This is a genomic window from Paraburkholderia aspalathi, from assembly GCF_905220735.1.
Lineage (GTDB): Bacteria > Pseudomonadota > Gammaproteobacteria > Burkholderiales > Burkholderiaceae > Paraburkholderia > Paraburkholderia aspalathi.
Genome location: NZ_CAJNBA010000004.1, coordinates 53,809 through 67,930, shown reverse-complemented (window position 1 = coordinate 67,930; position 14,122 = coordinate 53,809). Strand labels below are relative to the sequence as shown.

15 protein-coding genes are annotated in these 14,122 nt (G+C 60.6%); 10 read left to right on the top strand and 5 right to left on the bottom strand.

Annotated elements, in window-relative coordinates; translation table 11 throughout:
- Window positions 1–17 precede the first annotated feature (17 nt).
- From KHO30_RS23115 to glnT, 3 genes are read right to left on the bottom strand one after another with little or no spacing between them, the layout of a single operon-like run.
- Window positions 18–707, bottom strand: coding sequence for a GltB/FmdC/FwdC-like GXGXG domain-containing protein (locus tag KHO30_RS23115; protein WP_211702459.1), 690 nt, complete (start codon window positions 705–707; stop codon window positions 18–20).
- A complete protein-coding gene (locus KHO30_RS23110) occupies window positions 695–1,603 on the bottom strand; it encodes a class II glutamine amidotransferase (RefSeq protein ID WP_211702458.1) in 909 nt (302 codons plus the stop codon). Before KHO30_RS23110 ends, KHO30_RS23115 begins: the two co-directional genes overlap by 13 nt.
- 11 nt (window positions 1,604–1,614) lie before the next feature.
- The gene (gene glnT / locus KHO30_RS23105) at window positions 1,615–3,003 is read right to left on the bottom strand and encodes a type III glutamate--ammonia ligase (protein ID WP_211702457.1); all 1,389 of its coding nucleotides are present in this window, start codon (window positions 3,001–3,003) and stop codon (window positions 1,615–1,617) included.
- Between the two features lie 223 nt (window positions 3,004–3,226).
- On the opposite strand from glnT, the gene KHO30_RS23100 reads away from it, so the two are divergent.
- Window positions 3,227–3,832 (top strand): helix-turn-helix domain-containing protein, encoded by a 606-nt coding sequence (locus KHO30_RS23100; protein ID WP_200621255.1) that lies wholly within the window; start codon window positions 3,227–3,229, stop codon window positions 3,830–3,832.
- A gap of 258 nt (window positions 3,833–4,090) precedes the next feature.
- On the opposite strand, the gene KHO30_RS23095 is transcribed toward KHO30_RS23100, so the two are convergent.
- Complete coding sequence (locus KHO30_RS23095) at window positions 4,091–5,056, bottom strand: LysR family transcriptional regulator (protein WP_093635387.1); 966 nt, start codon at window positions 5,054–5,056, stop codon at window positions 4,091–4,093.
- A gap of 187 nt (window positions 5,057–5,243) precedes the next feature.
- Between KHO30_RS23095 and KHO30_RS23090 the strand changes: the two genes are divergently transcribed.
- From KHO30_RS23090 to hutC, 7 genes are all read left to right on the top strand, one after another.
- Window positions 5,244–6,431 carry an NAD(P)/FAD-dependent oxidoreductase gene (locus KHO30_RS23090; RefSeq protein ID WP_211702456.1) on the top strand — a complete coding sequence of 396 codons (1,188 nt, stop codon included), beginning with the start codon at window positions 5,244–5,246 and terminating at the stop codon, window positions 6,429–6,431.
- 341 nt (window positions 6,432–6,772) lie between these two features.
- Window positions 6,773–7,624, top strand: a complete 852-nt coding sequence (locus tag KHO30_RS23085) for a substrate-binding periplasmic protein (protein WP_211702455.1) — start codon at window positions 6,773–6,775, stop codon at window positions 7,622–7,624.
- Window positions 7,591–8,373, top strand: coding sequence for an amino acid ABC transporter permease (locus KHO30_RS23080; RefSeq protein WP_211702454.1), 783 nt, complete (start codon window positions 7,591–7,593; stop codon window positions 8,371–8,373). The genes KHO30_RS23085 and KHO30_RS23080 overlap by 34 nt, the downstream gene beginning before the upstream one ends.
- Window positions 8,363–9,157, top strand: a complete 795-nt coding sequence (locus KHO30_RS23075; protein ID WP_244179388.1) for an amino acid ABC transporter ATP-binding protein — start codon at window positions 8,363–8,365, stop codon at window positions 9,155–9,157. The genes KHO30_RS23080 and KHO30_RS23075 overlap by 11 nt, the downstream gene beginning before the upstream one ends.
- A 38-nt stretch (window positions 9,158–9,195) precedes the next feature.
- Window positions 9,196–10,050: a phytanoyl-CoA dioxygenase family protein gene (locus KHO30_RS23070; RefSeq protein WP_200621259.1), complete on the top strand. Its 855-nt coding sequence runs from the start codon at window positions 9,196–9,198 to the stop codon at window positions 10,048–10,050.
- Window positions 10,047–11,186 carry a histidinol-phosphate transaminase gene (gene hisC, locus KHO30_RS23065; RefSeq protein ID WP_211702453.1) on the top strand — a complete coding sequence of 380 codons (1,140 nt, stop codon included), beginning with the start codon at window positions 10,047–10,049 and terminating at the stop codon, window positions 11,184–11,186. The genes KHO30_RS23070 and hisC overlap by 4 nt, the downstream gene beginning before the upstream one ends.
- 50 nt (window positions 11,187–11,236) lie before the next feature.
- A complete protein-coding gene (hutC, locus tag KHO30_RS23060; RefSeq protein ID WP_211702452.1) occupies window positions 11,237–11,989 on the top strand; it encodes a histidine utilization transcriptional repressor HutC in 753 nt (250 codons plus the stop codon).
- Window positions 11,990–12,003: 14 nt separating this feature from the next.
- Here hutC and KHO30_RS23055 read toward each other — a convergent pair whose 3' ends face one another.
- Window positions 12,004–12,600, bottom strand: coding sequence for a TetR/AcrR family transcriptional regulator (locus KHO30_RS23055; RefSeq protein ID WP_211702451.1), 597 nt, complete (start codon window positions 12,598–12,600; stop codon window positions 12,004–12,006).
- Between the two features lie 178 nt (window positions 12,601–12,778).
- Here KHO30_RS23055 and KHO30_RS23050 point away from each other — a divergent pair, with 178 nt between their 5' ends.
- Window positions 12,779–13,330 carry a sigma-70 family RNA polymerase sigma factor gene (locus KHO30_RS23050; protein ID WP_211702815.1) on the top strand — a complete coding sequence of 184 codons (552 nt, stop codon included), beginning with the start codon at window positions 12,779–12,781 and terminating at the stop codon, window positions 13,328–13,330.
- Window positions 13,327–13,968: a DUF1109 domain-containing protein gene (locus KHO30_RS23045; RefSeq protein ID WP_200621263.1), complete on the top strand. Its 642-nt coding sequence runs from the start codon at window positions 13,327–13,329 to the stop codon at window positions 13,966–13,968. Before KHO30_RS23050 ends, KHO30_RS23045 begins: the two co-directional genes overlap by 4 nt.
- Window positions 13,969–14,122: the final 154 nt, after the last annotated feature.

Sequence of the window (14,122 nt, the reverse complement as noted above, 5' to 3'; positions counted from 1 at the left end):
TCTCAGAGAGCGTGTGTTCAATATTCCTGGTTCGCGTCGGCGTTCCAGTGATAGAGCGTGCGAGCGGAGGCGATCCGTTTGAACGACGCCGGGTCGTGGTCCATGCCGGCAGCGGAGAGCAGCGCGCGCACCGCGTCGATATCCGCCGGCGTCATCGGCTCGTACTGCGCGTCCGCGCCGAGCGATTTCACGTCGCCGCGCACGTACAGCACCGCTTCGTAAAGCGAGTCGCCGAGCGCATCACCCGCATTGCCACAGATCACCATGCGGCCCGCCTGCGCCATGAAAGCCGAGAAGCTGCCCACCGAGCCGCCCACCACGATGTCGCCACCCTTCAACGAAATACCGCAGCGCAGGCCCGCATCGCCGTCGATCACCAGCAAGCCGCCGTGCGCCGAAGCGCCCGCGCCGTTCGACGCGAAACCCTTCACATGCACCTTGCCGCTCATCATGTTTTCCGCGACGCCTGTGCCCGCGCTGCCGTCGATCTCGATCGTCGCGTGCTTATTCATGCCGCCTGCGTAATAGCCGGCGTGACCGGCGATCGTCACTCGCACCGGCGCATCCACACCAACCGCGAGGTTATGCGCGCCGTTCGGTGAGACGACGGTCACCGCCTGGCCCTCCAGTTCGCTCGCCGGTTTGTGCAGGAACTGGTTCAGCTCACGGACCGTCGTACGCTCCAGATCGAAAGTCAGGCTTTCCATACATACATCTCCTCAGGTGCGGGTTCGAAGACCCTGGCGTTCTTGATATCGGGCAGATGCGCAAGCGAACGGAACTCGGAAGCGATCGCGACGTAGTCGTCGTTTTCCGCGACCACCGCCGGTTTGCACGCGAAGGGATCGCGAATCAGTGCGAGTTCGGTCGAGGTGCCCATCAGGAACGTGTAGAAGCCGTCGAGTTCTTCGAACCCCTTCTGCAAGGCGACCGGCAACGTGTCGCCTTCGCGCAGCCGCCATTCGAGAAAGCGGCAGGCGGCTTCGGTGTCGTTGTCGGTATCGAAGTGAATGCCTTGCGGTTCGAGCTTGCGGCGCACGCCATGCGCATTCGAGAGCGAGCCGTTGTGGACGAGGCAGAAATCATCGCCGGCCGTGAACGGATGCGCGCGGTCGGGCGTTACCGCCGATTCGGTCGCCATGCGTGTATGGCCGACCAGGTGCGAGCCTTTCAGGTTCGCAAAGTCATAACGCTCGGCGACTTGCGACGGCGAGCCAATATCCTTGTACAGATCGATCGAGCGGCCGCTCGACAGCAGATACAGCTTTGGATAGCGCTCGCGCAGCCACGTCTTCACGCGCTCGACATTGCCTTGCACCGTCAGTACCGCGTGATTGCCTTTCGCATCGACACGGGCGGTCACGTCCATCGCCGCGTTCAATGCGTCCAGCAGCGGTTGCCATGCGAAGTCCGCGCCTTCGTCGGTGAAGCCCGCGTAGATGCTCAGCTTGCGCTGGCTCACATCCACCTGTTTGCCGAACACCGCGAGACCCGCCGAATCCGGCCCGCGCTCGGTCATGCCGATCAGCATCGGCACCATCAATTCGCCGAGCCGTTCGCGCAATGCCGGCGTCTTGACCAGCAAGCCCACAATTCCGCACATGGTGCTTCTCCTTAGAAAAATTCGAGGTAGGTCTTCAGTTCCCAGTCCGAAACGTGGCGCATGTATTCGAGCCACTCCATCCGCTTGAGCTTGAGGAATTCATCGGCAACCGGGCCGAGCGCGTCGCAGATCACGCGGTCGCTTTCCAGCGCGTCGAGCGCCTGCTCGAGGTTTTGCGGCAGCACGCCGATGCCGTGTTCGGAGAGTTTCGCGGGCGACCACTCGTAGAGATTCTCGTTAGCCGGTTCGCCCGGCGACAAACCACGGTCAACGCCGTCCAGCCCCGCGGCAATCACAGCCGACGTCGCGAGATACGGATTGCATGCGCCATCCGGCAAACGCAACTCGATGCGCTCGCCGGGCATGCGCACCATCGTCGAACGGTTGTTGTCGCCGTAGCTGATGTAGGCCGGCGCCCACGTTGCGCCTGTCAGCGAGCGGCCAACCACGAGGCGCTTGTACGAGTTCACCGTCGGATTGCACAGCGCGGCCAGCGCGGGCGCGTGCGCGAGCAAACCAGCGGTGAATTGATAGCCGAGCGTGGACAGGCCCATGCCGAGCTTGTCGCTCTTGTCGGAGAACAGGTTGCGTTCGCCGTCGCCTATCGACATATGCATGTGCATGCCATTGCCGGGACGATTCGCGAACGGCTTCGGCATGAACGAGCAGATCATGCCGAGTTCATTGGCGATCTCGGAGGCGGCCATCTTGAAGAACACGTAGTGATCGCACGAGGTCAGGCAATCGGTGTACGTGTAGTTGATTTCGAACTGACCGTTCGCGTCTTCGTGATCGATCTGATAGACGTCGATGCCGACCGCGCGCATCGATTCGGTGAGCGTTTCCAGGAAGACGCGCGTACGCGAGAGTCCCTTGTAGTCGTAGCACGGCTTGGCGAGCGTATCGCTCGGATCGCATGGCTCAAGCGTGCCGGACGCCGAACGACGCAGCAGCGAGAATTCCGGCTCCAGACCTGTGAAAAGCGTCCAGCTGCGCTCGGTCATCCGTGCGACCTGTTTCTTCAAGGTCACGCGCGAATCGTATTGCCATGCTTCGCCATCCACATGACCGTCGCAGACGATCCGTGCCAGGCCCGGCTGCCACGGCACCGGCGTGAGCGTCGCCAGATCGCCGACGGCCATATAGTCGGGACCGTTCGGCTCGATCCCTACTCCCCAGATCGCAAACCCCGCGAAACCGGCACCCGCCGTCAACACGCTCTTCAGATGACTGACCGGCACCGACTTCGCCTTGGCCACGCCGTGAATATCGACAAACTGCGCCAGCACGTACTTCACGCCCTGCTGCGTCAGATACGCCTGCGCCTCTTCCGCCGAGCCGAAGCGGGGCACGCATCCGAGCTCGTTGACCGGCAGCTTGCTCGCATCGTTCAGGTTCATCGCCACTCCTTGCAACTGCATCTTTCGTGGTTTGGAAAGCCACACGCAGCGCGTGTGACCGGGTTGCGCAACACGCTCCCGAACGCCGCTTGTGCCGCGCTTCGAGCCTGTTTTCAATCGGTCGGATATTTTATTGGTGAGAAACAAAGATTCTTTTTGTGAAACTCTTTGCGCGTGACTCAGCGCTGCAATCTGCTACGCTTTCGTTTTACGTGAGGCTTACATGCAAATCGGTGAAGATAATAAAACGCCGCTTGAACGCTATCTCGGCAACACCATTCGCGAATTACGCCAGCGCCACGGTCTGACCATCGCTCAGGTTTCCGCTCAGGCCGGCATCAGCCGCGGCATGCTCTCGAAGATCGAAAACGCGCAGACTTCCGCAGGTCTCGAGGTCCTCAACCGCATTGCACAGGCGCTCGGCGTTTCGCTCTCCATGCTGTTTCGCAATTTCGACGTGCCACAAGGCGGTGCACAGCTCGTCAAAAAAGGCAGTGGCATGGAAGTGGTTCGCAAGGGCACCAAAAGCGGCCACACCTATCACCTGCTTGCCTATGACCAAGGTCCTCGTAAGCTTTTCGAACCCTTCCTGATTACGATGGAGGACGAAGCCGAACGCTTTCCCGTGTTTCAGCATCCGGGCACCGAGTTCATTCACATGCTCAAGGGCGTGATCGAATACCGTCACGGTCAGCAAACCTACATTCTTCATCCTGGCGACACGCTCACTTTCCAGGGCGAGATACCGCACGGTCCGGAACGCCTGATCAAGACGCCCATTCAATTCCTGTCGATCTTTGTCTATCCGCAATCGAGTGCAGCTGACTGATCGCTCGCCGCGGCCGTCCCAGTCAATGCCTTTAACAATGCAACGTTTGTGCCATGTTTATCTGAGTGAATCAAAGATTCCCACCAATAAACGCTTTGGGCGCCATGCGTCGTTCCTGATTTCGATGCTGAAAGGTTCATCAGCCTGACTCCGGTGCACATCGTCGCTGTGACTGGTGCGACTTTGCACAAAAACGAGGTGGGCGGTTAAGCAGCGTTAAAAGCAACGCTTATACAAACGCGTGCTATGGCGCCTGAATCAGCGCAATGCATCGTCCGGCAGATCGGGTAGCGCCCGCGCGAGCGACGGTTGAATCGCGTTGTCCAGCACACCGCGCGTCAGCATGACGATGTCGCCGGCGAACTGTTCCCACTCGCCCTGGCGATGCAGCAGAAAAAAATCGCGCCGCCCGAGGCGGCTCGGCGGCAACGGCATCACTGCGATATCGTCCAGATAGTGCCGCGCCTGCCACAGACACAAAGGCGTCGAAATTGCGAACCCCGCCCGCGCGGCCACCAGACTCAGCAGCGGATCGGTCGCATCGAACTCGTAACGCCGCGGACTGTTAATACCCAGATGCCGCACGAAACGTTCGATCTGCTGGCCGATCACCGAGCGCGCCGTATAGCGGATCAGCGGCAGCTCGAGCGCAAGTGTGCGCCAGTCGATATTGCGGCGTCCGTTCAACTGGCTGCGCGCAACCACCACCACGAATGCCTCGGAAAACAGCGGCACTTCGACGATCCGTGGGTCGCTCAGCGTGGTCTGCGTGCAGATCGTGATATCCAGTTCGCGGTCGTGCAACTGCTTGCTCAAGCCCGGCGTGAGACCGGACCACATCGAAATCTGCCGCTCTGAATTCGACACCGCACGAATCAATTCCGGCCCGACAGTGGCCGCGAACGAATCGACGCAACCCAGGCGCACCGGCATCTTGCCGGTATGCGAGGCATCGCCGATCCGCGCGCTCACCATCTGCGCGTGTTCGATCAACGGCCCTGCCAACTCCAGCAACGCGCGCCCCGCTACATTCGGGCGCGGCGGACGGCTCTCGCGATCGAACAGCGTCAGGCCCTGATCTCGCTCCAGCGCGGCAATCGATTGACTGATGGCGCTCTGGCTCACGCCGAGCTGCTTCGCCGCGCCCGTCATCGAGCCGCTGTCGCAGACAGCCACAAACGCCTGCAACGCGCGCAGATCGATCGGGGTCGGGGTTCGTCTCATGAGATGCTCCGCTCGCATGGGTGACATGCAGGTCATCCTGTGCGGTACGCGCGGCTCGGTGCCGAGGTTCGCAGGCTTGCTGCACAGGATGAGAAATTGCATTGGCTCGCCATAAGTTTGCCTAATACAAAATTGGCGCGGCCAACGTTTTCCTAGAATTCGCCTCATTGCCTACACAGAGGTCCACATGAGCCACTACGATTTCATCGTGATTGGCGCTGGCGTCATCGGCGCGTCGGTCGCCCATCATCTCGCCGCACTGGGCGCGCAAAGCGTGCTGGTTATCGAACAGGGCACGATCGGCGCGGGCACCACGTCACAGTCGTCCGGCCTGTTGCGCACGCACTATTCGGTGCGCCAGAACGTGGAACTCGCGCGCTCTTCGTGGTGGGCATTCAATAATTTCGCTGACTATCTCGGCGACGACGAAGCGTCCTGTGGTCTCGTCAAGTGCGGCTATCTGATCTGCGCGCCCGACGGCGACAAGCTGGAGCCGCTGCGCGCCTCGCTCGCCGCGCAGCAGGATATGGGCATCGAAGTGCAACTGCTCGACAAAGCTGAGGCGCACGAGCGCCTGCCGATTGCGAACTTCGACGACGCCGCGCTGATCGGTTATGAACCTGAGGCGGGTTTTGCGGATGCCTATCTGGTGGCGACCGGCTTCGCCCGCTCTGCGCGCCGACGCGGTGTCAAGATCATGGAAGGCGTGACGGTTATGGGGCTCGTGCGCGAAGGACGCCGGATCACCGGGGTCGCAACCAGCGCGGGTAACTTCAGCTGCGGCACGCTGATCAGCACGCAGAACATCTGGACGCCGGAACTCGCCGGCTGGATCGGTGTGCCGCTGCCGGTCAAGCCGGAGCGTCATACGGTGCTCGCGCTTGAATGCGACGGCGCAGCGTATTCGTTCAAGATGCCCGCGTTCAAGGACCTGGGTTCGGACGGCATGCTCTATTACCGCAGCTATGGCGGCAGTCAGATGCTCGTGTCAGAAGGTGTGGTCGGCGAAACGTTGAACTCGCCGGAAACCGAACAGGGCGATATCTCGCTCGACTATGTCGCCGAAGTCGGCGCTCAGGTGGCGGAACGCTTTCCGGCTTATGAGGCCGCTGGTCTCGCTTCGTCATGGACCGGTGTGTACGACGTGACGCCCGATTGGAATCCGGTGTTAGGCAAGGTCGGCGATATCGACGGACTCATTGTCGGCTTTGGCTTCTCGGGGCACGGCTTCAAGCTGTCACCGGGCATCGGCAAGGTCCTCGCGCAGTATGCGCTCGGTCTACCCACGGATGTTTCTCTCTCACCCTATGCGCTCGACCGGTTCGCCAGCGGCGAGCTGCTGGTGGGCAAGTACGGTTCGGGCGCAGTCTCCTGACTCCGAATCCCGATCTCTGAATCGCTCGCCATCGGATTCGGGCAGCGCATCGCGTTGCACATACGTCACGTCGTCTCACCACGAGCGATCGGCTAATCGCGCAACGCGATTCCAGCGCCGAAAGAACGTTCACACCCTCCCCCTCCGATTTGCACTCAGGCCACAAACCTGATGTGCGAGTGCCGACTTTCCCTCCGTTATCGACGCCGAAAAAAAGCTTGGCTATTTTTTTTGTTGCAGTATAGTCCGGTCTAGACCGCATCGCGAAGGGGTTTCATCGAGGTATCGCGGACGCGCACAACGTTTCCCCAGCCGTTCCCTTTCTGCACGGAGTGTTCGCCATGAATCGTCTGATCGCGTTATGTGCCGCCGCCGTCCTGTTCAGCTCCGCATTTCCAGTCGCCGCGGGGTGTCTGGACGACGTGAAGACGAGCGGTGTCCTGACAGCGGGCAACGGCCTGATGGGTACCCGCCCTTTCGTCTGGCAAAACGAGGACGGCAGCTACGGCGGCTTCGAGGCCGATATGCTGAAGGAAGTGGGCAAGCGCATCGGCGTGCCGAAGACGGACTTCGTCGTCACCGAATGGAGCACGTTGATTCCCGGGCTGAAATCGAAGCGCTGGGACATCATCTTCTCGTCGATGTCGGCCACGCAGGAGCGCATCCAGAGCGCCAACGTGCGTTTCTCACGGCCCTACTTCCTGCTCTACGACGAAATCATTGTCAAAACCGATTCGCCGATCCAGTCGTTCGCAGATCTGAAGAACCGGAAGGTTGCCACAACACTCGGCACCAACGATTCGGTGAACGCGCACCGGCTCGCGACCGAAGGCCAGATCGGCGAAGTCATGGACTTCAATTCGTTCGGCGAGCCATTCATGGCGTTGCAAAACGGCCAAGTCGACGCGGTGCTGCTCGATCAGGGCACCCTGCTCGGCCAACGCGAGAAGATGAAAAATCTGCGCGTTGTCGGTCAGCCGATCTACTACCACCCGAAGCCCGAATGGGTCGACGCCGAGAACAAGGCGAACTATAAATTCGGCACGAGTGCCGCGGCGGTTCGCGCAGAATGCAGCGATCTGCTCACCGCGATCAATGGCGCGCTGCAATCGATGGATCAGGACGGCACGCGCCAGAAGATCCTGACGAAGTACGGTGCATGGTCGCCGGAGCAAGCGGTGCTGACGAAGTAATCGCGCCGATCATGAGCGAGTTCTTCTTTACGCTGATTCCGCGCTACTTTCCGTTCCTGCTGAAGGGCGCGTGGGTGACGATCGAACTGTCGGTCATCAGCATGACGTGTGCGATTGCGCTCGGCCTCGCGGTCGCGCTAGGCCGGCTGTCGTCACGGCGCTGGCTTGACTGGCTGCTGCGCGCTTATGTCGAGATCTGGCGCGACGTACCGCTGGTGGTTCAGTTGCTGGTGATCTACTTCACGTTGCCGCAGGTCGGCTTGACCTTGCCGGGATTCTGGGCGGGCGTGCTCGGCCTCGCGCTGAACCTCGGCGCGTATCTTTCGGAAGTGTTCCGCGCGGCGATCCAGGCGGTAGACAACGGCCAGCGTGAAGCGGGACTGACCATCGGCATGTCGCACACGATGATCTACCGGCGGGTGATTCTTCCTCAAGCGCTGAAGGTTGCGCTCCCCACGATCGGCGGTTATTTCATTTCGTTGCTGAAGGATTCGTCGTTGGTGTCGTTCATCGCGGTCAACGAATTGCTGAGGCACGGCACGATTGTGATCGCCGATACCTTCATGAGCATGCAGGTCTATCTGATGGTGGCGATCATCTACTTCGCGATGAGCTTTGCTGCGGCACGCGGCGTGCGATGGATCGAGCAGAAGTTCACCCCGGTACACCGCGGCGGCAAGCGCGTGTCGACACAGATTCCCGCAAGCAAGGCCGGCGCGGCGAGCACGGAGCCCAATCTTGAAACCTGATCTGAACGGGACGGCGAATCCTTCAACGTCTATTCTCGAAGTGCGCGCGCTCGAAAAATCCTTCGGCGCGGTACGGGTGCTCAAAGGCATCGACCTGCGTATTCGGCCCGGCGAGGTTAGTTTCTTCATCGGCCCGAGTGGCGGGGGCAAGTCCACGCTGCTCCGTTGCATCAATTTTCTGGACATGCCGACCGGCGGTGAAATTCATTTCGACGGCGAACGGCTTTGTCATCAGGATGGCGCCACGTTTCGCACGAAGCCGGAAGCGCAACTGCGCATCGCACGGCGCAAGATGCCCATGGTGTTTCAGCAATTCAATCTGTTCGCCCATCGCACCGTGCTCGAAAACGTGATCGAAGGGCCGATCCACGTGCAGCGTCGCCAGCGCGACGAAGTCATCAGTGAGGCCTCGGCGATCCTGCATCAGGTTGGCCTCGGTAATCGCCTTGGCTACTACCCTGATCAGTTATCGGGCGGCCAGCGCCAGCGCGTTGCGATTGCACGTGCACTGGCGATGAAACCGAAAGTTGTCCTGTTCGACGAGCCGACTTCGGCACTCGATCCGGAGCTTGTCGCGGGCGTGCTCGACACGATTCGCACTCTTGCCGATGCGGGTTTGACGCTTGCCATCGTTACCCATGAGATGGCGTTCGCGCGAAAGCTCGCCGACACGATTCATTTTGTCGCCGACGGCGTCATTCTGGAGTCAGGCACCCCTGACTCGATTCTCGGTGCGACAGGAAACAGCCGCATCGCCGATTTCATTCGGGCAGTTGAGCGGTGAGCAGCGTGCAATGTCAATCACATATAAAGGAAACGGAGATGTCTGAAACCATTCAACAGCGCGTCGCGCGCGCGGTGACCGACGATCTGGTACGGGCGTTTCGCGTCGACGGCGCGGTGTGTATTCGCAACATTTTCTCCGAGGATGAACTGGCGATGTTGCGCGAGGCCATCGACCACAACATCGCTCAACCGAGTCCGCGTGCAAAAGTGGCGAGCCGGCCGGACGATCCAGGCTGGTTTTTCGAAGACTTCTGCAACTGGCAGGATAACGACGGTTATCGTCGTTTCATCATGGAGTCGCCCGCGCCGAGCGTTGCCGGAGCGTTGATGGGCGGCGAAGCGGCCCGTTTCTATCACGATCATCTGCTAGTGAAGGAGCCCAACACGCGCCAGCGCACGCCGTGGCACCAGGACCAGCCGTACTACAACATCACCGGCGACCAGAACGTCAGCATGTGGATTCCCGTCGATCCGGTCGCGCGAGCATCAACACTCGAATTTGTCGCAGGTTCGCATCGCGGGCCATGGCTGATGCCGCGCACGTTCATTGCCAACGAGGCGAAGTGGTTTCCCGAAGGCAGCCTGACCGATTTGCCCGATATCGAAAGCAATCGCGACGCGTATCCGATCATTGGCTGGGAGCTCGAACCTGGCGATATGGTGTGCTTTCATATGCTGACGTTGCATGCCTCGGGCGGCGTTGGTGGCAACCGTCGGCGCCGCGCGTTTTCGCTGCGCTTTATCGGCGACGATATCCGTCACCAGCCACGCCCGTGGCGCACATCGCCGGAGTTTCCAGGTCTGCGCGAGACGCTAGCCGAAGGCGCGCCGATGGCGCACCCGCTGTTTCCGATAGTGTGGCGCGCAGAACAGGGACAGGTGAGCGCATGAGCGAAGCGAAAAGCGAGTTGGACGACGCCGTGAGAAACGCACCGGTGCCCGCACATATCCGTGCGTTGCCGCTCTATGTACCGGGCCGCTCCGAGCAATCGGTTGCGCGCGAATATGGTCTTGCACGCATCATCAAACTGGCGTCGAATGAAAATCCGCTCGGCTGCAGCCCACATGTCGCGCAAGCGTTGGCCGAGCAGTTCAGCGGCGCGGATACCGCTCTCGCGCGCTATCCGGACAGCGATGCATTCGATCTGCGCAACGCGCTTGCCCGCTATCATGGTGTGCCGGCCAACCACATCGCGGTGACGAACGGGTCTCACGAACTGATCGATCTGTGCGCCGCGTTGAGTCTGCGTACCGGCACCGCCGGCCTCTATTCGCAGTACGCATTTCAGGCCTATCCGATCAGTATCAAGGCGCGCGGCGCCACCGCAATCGAAGTACCGGCGTCCGATTACCGTCACGATCCTGCCGCGATGCGCGCGGCGTTGACCCCCGCAACGCGCCTCGTCTACATCTGCAACCCCAACAATCCAACGGGTACGTTGCTGTCCCCGACAGAGATCGAAGTCATTCTGGATTCGGTCGGCCCCGATACGCTCGTGGTACTCGATGAAGCGTATATCGACTACGTCGATCCCACGCTGCGCCCCGATTCGATTTCACTGCTTGCGCGTTATCCGCAACTGGTCGTCGCGCGAACGTTTTCGAAGGCATACGGGTTAGCGTCGCTGCGAGTCGGTTACGGCATCATGCATCCCGATCTTGTCGATGCCATTGCTCGAATCCGCCCGACGTTCAGCGTCAATGCACTCGCGCAGCGCGCGGCACTGGCGGCGCTCGCCGATCGCGTGTTCCTGCAACGCACGCAGAGTCTGAATCGTGCAGGCATTGCGCAAATCACCCAAGCGCTGGAGCGTCAGGGCATTCCGTTCATCCCTACACACGCGAACTTCATTGCGATTGGCCTGAACGACGCAAAAACGGTGGCCCAACGGCTGCTGCAGGCCGGCATCGTGGTCCGGCCGCTCGGCGCATACGAACTGGACGACCTTGTCCGCGTGACCGTCGGTACCGAAGAGGAAAATGATATGTTTCTGCGCGCGCTGTTCGCGGCGCTTGGGCGAGACTGAAAGCGTAATAGAATCGGTGTCGCTCAATTCGGAATCGAAGGGTAGTACATATGGCTCAAAAACCCGGTGCGCCGTTTCAGCAGATCAAGGCCGTTGTACGCGACAAGGTTCGTGCAGGCGAATGGGGCGTTGGCGAGCGCATCCCGTCGGAGATCGATCTGGCGACGGCGTTCGGGGTCGCACGCATGACGGTCAATCGCGCATTGCGCGAACTGACCGCCGAGGGTGAACTCGAACGCGTGGCCGGCGTCGGCACGTTTGTCGCCGAAGGCAAACCGCAGTCGAACCTGCTGATGATCGCTCATATTCGCGATGAGATTCGCTCGCGAGGGCACGAATATGCGTGCAAGGTCATTACGCTGGTGCGCGAAGCCGCTTCGATCGAGGTCGCCGCGGCGTTCGGGCTGCCGAGGAATACGCCGGTGTTTCATCTGACCTGCGTACATCTGGAAAACGGGCGGCCCATTCAGTTCGAAGACCGGTATGTGAACCCCGCCGCCGCACCGGATTTCCTCACGCAGGATTTCACGGCCGAGCCGCCATCGCAGTATCTCTACAACAACGTGTCCCACTACGAACTGGAAATCGAGCATATCGTCGACGCCTGTTTGCCGACGCCTGAACAGGCAGCGCTGCTCGAGATGCGAACCGACGAGCCTTGCTTGATGCTGACGCGTCGCACCTGGACCGGCGGCACGCCGGTGACACTCGCCCACTTCGTGCATCCCGGCAAGCGGTATCGGCTCGGTTCGCGCTTCAAGCCGAATTCGATGCCGGGCCAGGGCTTGGCGAGAGGCCGCTGAGGCACACGCAGGCGTCAGTCGAGTTTGTTGGGCTCGAGAAGCGCCAGTGCGGGCCGTACAACACCCTCCAGCAGCGCACGTTCCGGCCTTGTCCGGGCAAGTACCCGTATGCCGAGATGGAGTCCTAGCAGCAAGCGCGCAAGATCGTCCGCAGACTGGGCAGTCGAAATCTCGCCGGCCTGCTGACCCGCGTGCACACAGCGCCGGAAAAACGCTTCTACCGCCACCAGCACGTTGGCGATCATCGTCTGGAAACCGGCGTCGTGCGGTGCAACCTCAAGTGCCGAATTCACCAGCAGACATCCCTTACGATCCCTGTCGCTGACCGATCGCTCGACGATTTCCCGAAAGAATGCCTTGATGGCATCAAGAGGCGGCAGGCTCCGCTCGAATCTCGACACCCGGTCGCCGAAGCTATTTTCGATGTAGTGGGTCAGCGCCCGCTGAAACAGCGAACGTTTGTCTCCGAACGCGTTGTAGAGGCTCGCCCCCGTAATGTCCATGCACTGCGCAAGATCCCGCACAGAAGTCGCCTCGTAGCCATAGACCCAGAACTGGTGGGCGGCTGCATCGAGGACCGCATTTTCATCGAATTCCCGTGGTCGGACCATGCTTACTCCAGCCATCGCGCAACGTCTTCCCGGTCGGGATTGCAACGTCACACACGTTGCGATATTCTAAATCATCCGATCTAAAACAACCTGGAGCCTTAGCAAACCTGCTTTGGTGCCGCACGACAGCCAGCACGCGCGCATCAGGCGGTCTGAGAACGCAACGCACAGGAACATCATGACCGTGTACTCCGCAGAGGAGCGTCTGAAAACGTTGTTCGTCTCGGGCCTGGCAGGCGACGCATCCGAGTACCGCGCGTTTCTGTCCGAACTGACGCGTCACCTGCGCGGCTATCTTCGCAAACGGATTCCCCAACTTCACGATGACGTCGAGGATCTCGTTCAGGAAATCCTGCTGGCCGTGCATAATGCACGTCATACATACCGGCCGGATGAGCCTCTGACCGCGTGGGTCCACGCGATCGCGCGCTATAAACTGATGGATTTCTTCAGAACGCGTGCGCGACGGGAGTCGCTGCATGACCCCCTTGACGAGCACGACGACATTTTCGCCGAGTCCGCCGACGAACCGACCGATGCCCATCGCGACATCGGGAAACTGCTCGATCACCTGCCGGACAAGCAGCGGCTCTCGATCGTGCACGTCAAGCTGCAGGGACTTTCAGTCGCCGAAGCCTCCCGCTTGACGGGGCTATCGGAGTCGGCCGTCAAGGTCAGCATCCATAGGGGTCTCAAGGCTCTGGCCACATACGTCCGGAGAATGGCATGAGAACAGATGACCTCGTCGGATTGCTCTCGACCGGCATAGCGCCCGTAAAAAGCGGCACGGTGGCCCGTCGGTTCGGCATCTCATTGCCGGTTGCCGCCCTTGGCGCGACGGCGTTGATGGCTGCCGTATTTGGCATTCGCCCCGATCTGAGCACCATCGCCAAAACCGCAATCTTCTGGGAAAAACTCGCGTTTCCGCTGTGCCTCGCAATCGGCGCCCTGATTGCAACCGTTCGGCTCGCGCGCCCCGGCGCCAAGGTCGGAACTGGATGGCCCGTCATCGCTATACCGGTTGTAATCGTCTGGATTGCAGCCATAGCGGTGCTCGTCAGCGCCGCACCGCAAGAGCGGTTGCCCGCAATACTCGGGCAGACCTGGCGCACATGCCCATTCAATATTCTTCTGCTGGCCGTTCCAGGCTTCATTGCGATCTTCTGGGCTGTCAAAGGACTGGCGCCGACCCGTCTACGGCTCGCCGGCGCCATCTCGGGTCTGCTCGCAAGCTCAGTCGCCACGGTCGCGTACTGCTTTCATTGCCCCGAGATGAACCCTGCGTTCTGGAGCATCTGGTATGTGGTCGGCATGCTGCTTCCAGTCGCGCTCGGAGCGGTGCTGGGTCCCAAACTGCTTCGGTGGTGAATGCTCAGGCCTCTCGTTGATCGACCGGCTTGATTTCGTTGCGCGCAAGTCGAAAGCAAAAAAAAGATGACTTGCCTGTAACCGGACGTCTCCAGTCCACGAATTAGATGATGTATCCAGCACGGGTACTCCTCTATCTCAACTTCTGGAGAAA

Bases quoted from the DNA above. Each gene is read 5' to 3' on its own strand.
- KHO30_RS23115 (WP_211702459.1), bottom strand. From the start codon at position 707: ATGGAAAGCCTGACTTTCGATCTGGAGCGTACGACGGTCCGTGAGCTG.
- KHO30_RS23110 (WP_211702458.1), bottom strand. From the start codon at position 1,603: ATGTGCGGAATTGTGGGCTTGCTGGTCAAGACGCCGGCATTGCGCGAA.
- glnT (WP_211702457.1), bottom strand. From the start codon at position 3,003: ATGAACCTGAACGATGCGAGCAAGCTGCCGGTCAACGAGCTCGGATGC.
- KHO30_RS23100 (WP_200621255.1), top strand. From the start codon at position 3,227: ATGCAAATCGGTGAAGATAATAAAACGCCGCTTGAACGCTATCTCGGC.
- KHO30_RS23095 (WP_093635387.1), bottom strand. From the start codon at position 5,056: ATGAGACGAACCCCGACCCCGATCGATCTGCGCGCGTTGCAGGCGTTT.
- KHO30_RS23090 (WP_211702456.1), top strand. From the start codon at position 5,244: ATGAGCCACTACGATTTCATCGTGATTGGCGCTGGCGTCATCGGCGCG.
- KHO30_RS23085 (WP_211702455.1), top strand. From the start codon at position 6,773: ATGAATCGTCTGATCGCGTTATGTGCCGCCGCCGTCCTGTTCAGCTCC.
- KHO30_RS23080 (WP_211702454.1), top strand. From the start codon at position 7,591: ATGGTCGCCGGAGCAAGCGGTGCTGACGAAGTAATCGCGCCGATCATG.
- KHO30_RS23070 (WP_200621259.1), top strand. From the start codon at position 9,196: ATGTCTGAAACCATTCAACAGCGCGTCGCGCGCGCGGTGACCGACGAT.
- hisC (WP_211702453.1), top strand. From the start codon at position 10,047: ATGAGCGAAGCGAAAAGCGAGTTGGACGACGCCGTGAGAAACGCACCG.
- hutC (WP_211702452.1), top strand. From the start codon at position 11,237: ATGGCTCAAAAACCCGGTGCGCCGTTTCAGCAGATCAAGGCCGTTGTA.
- KHO30_RS23055 (WP_211702451.1), bottom strand. From the start codon at position 12,600: ATGGTCCGACCACGGGAATTCGATGAAAATGCGGTCCTCGATGCAGCC.
- KHO30_RS23050 (WP_211702815.1), top strand. From the start codon at position 12,779: ATGACCGTGTACTCCGCAGAGGAGCGTCTGAAAACGTTGTTCGTCTCG.
- KHO30_RS23045 (WP_200621263.1), top strand. From the start codon at position 13,327: ATGAGAACAGATGACCTCGTCGGATTGCTCTCGACCGGCATAGCGCCC.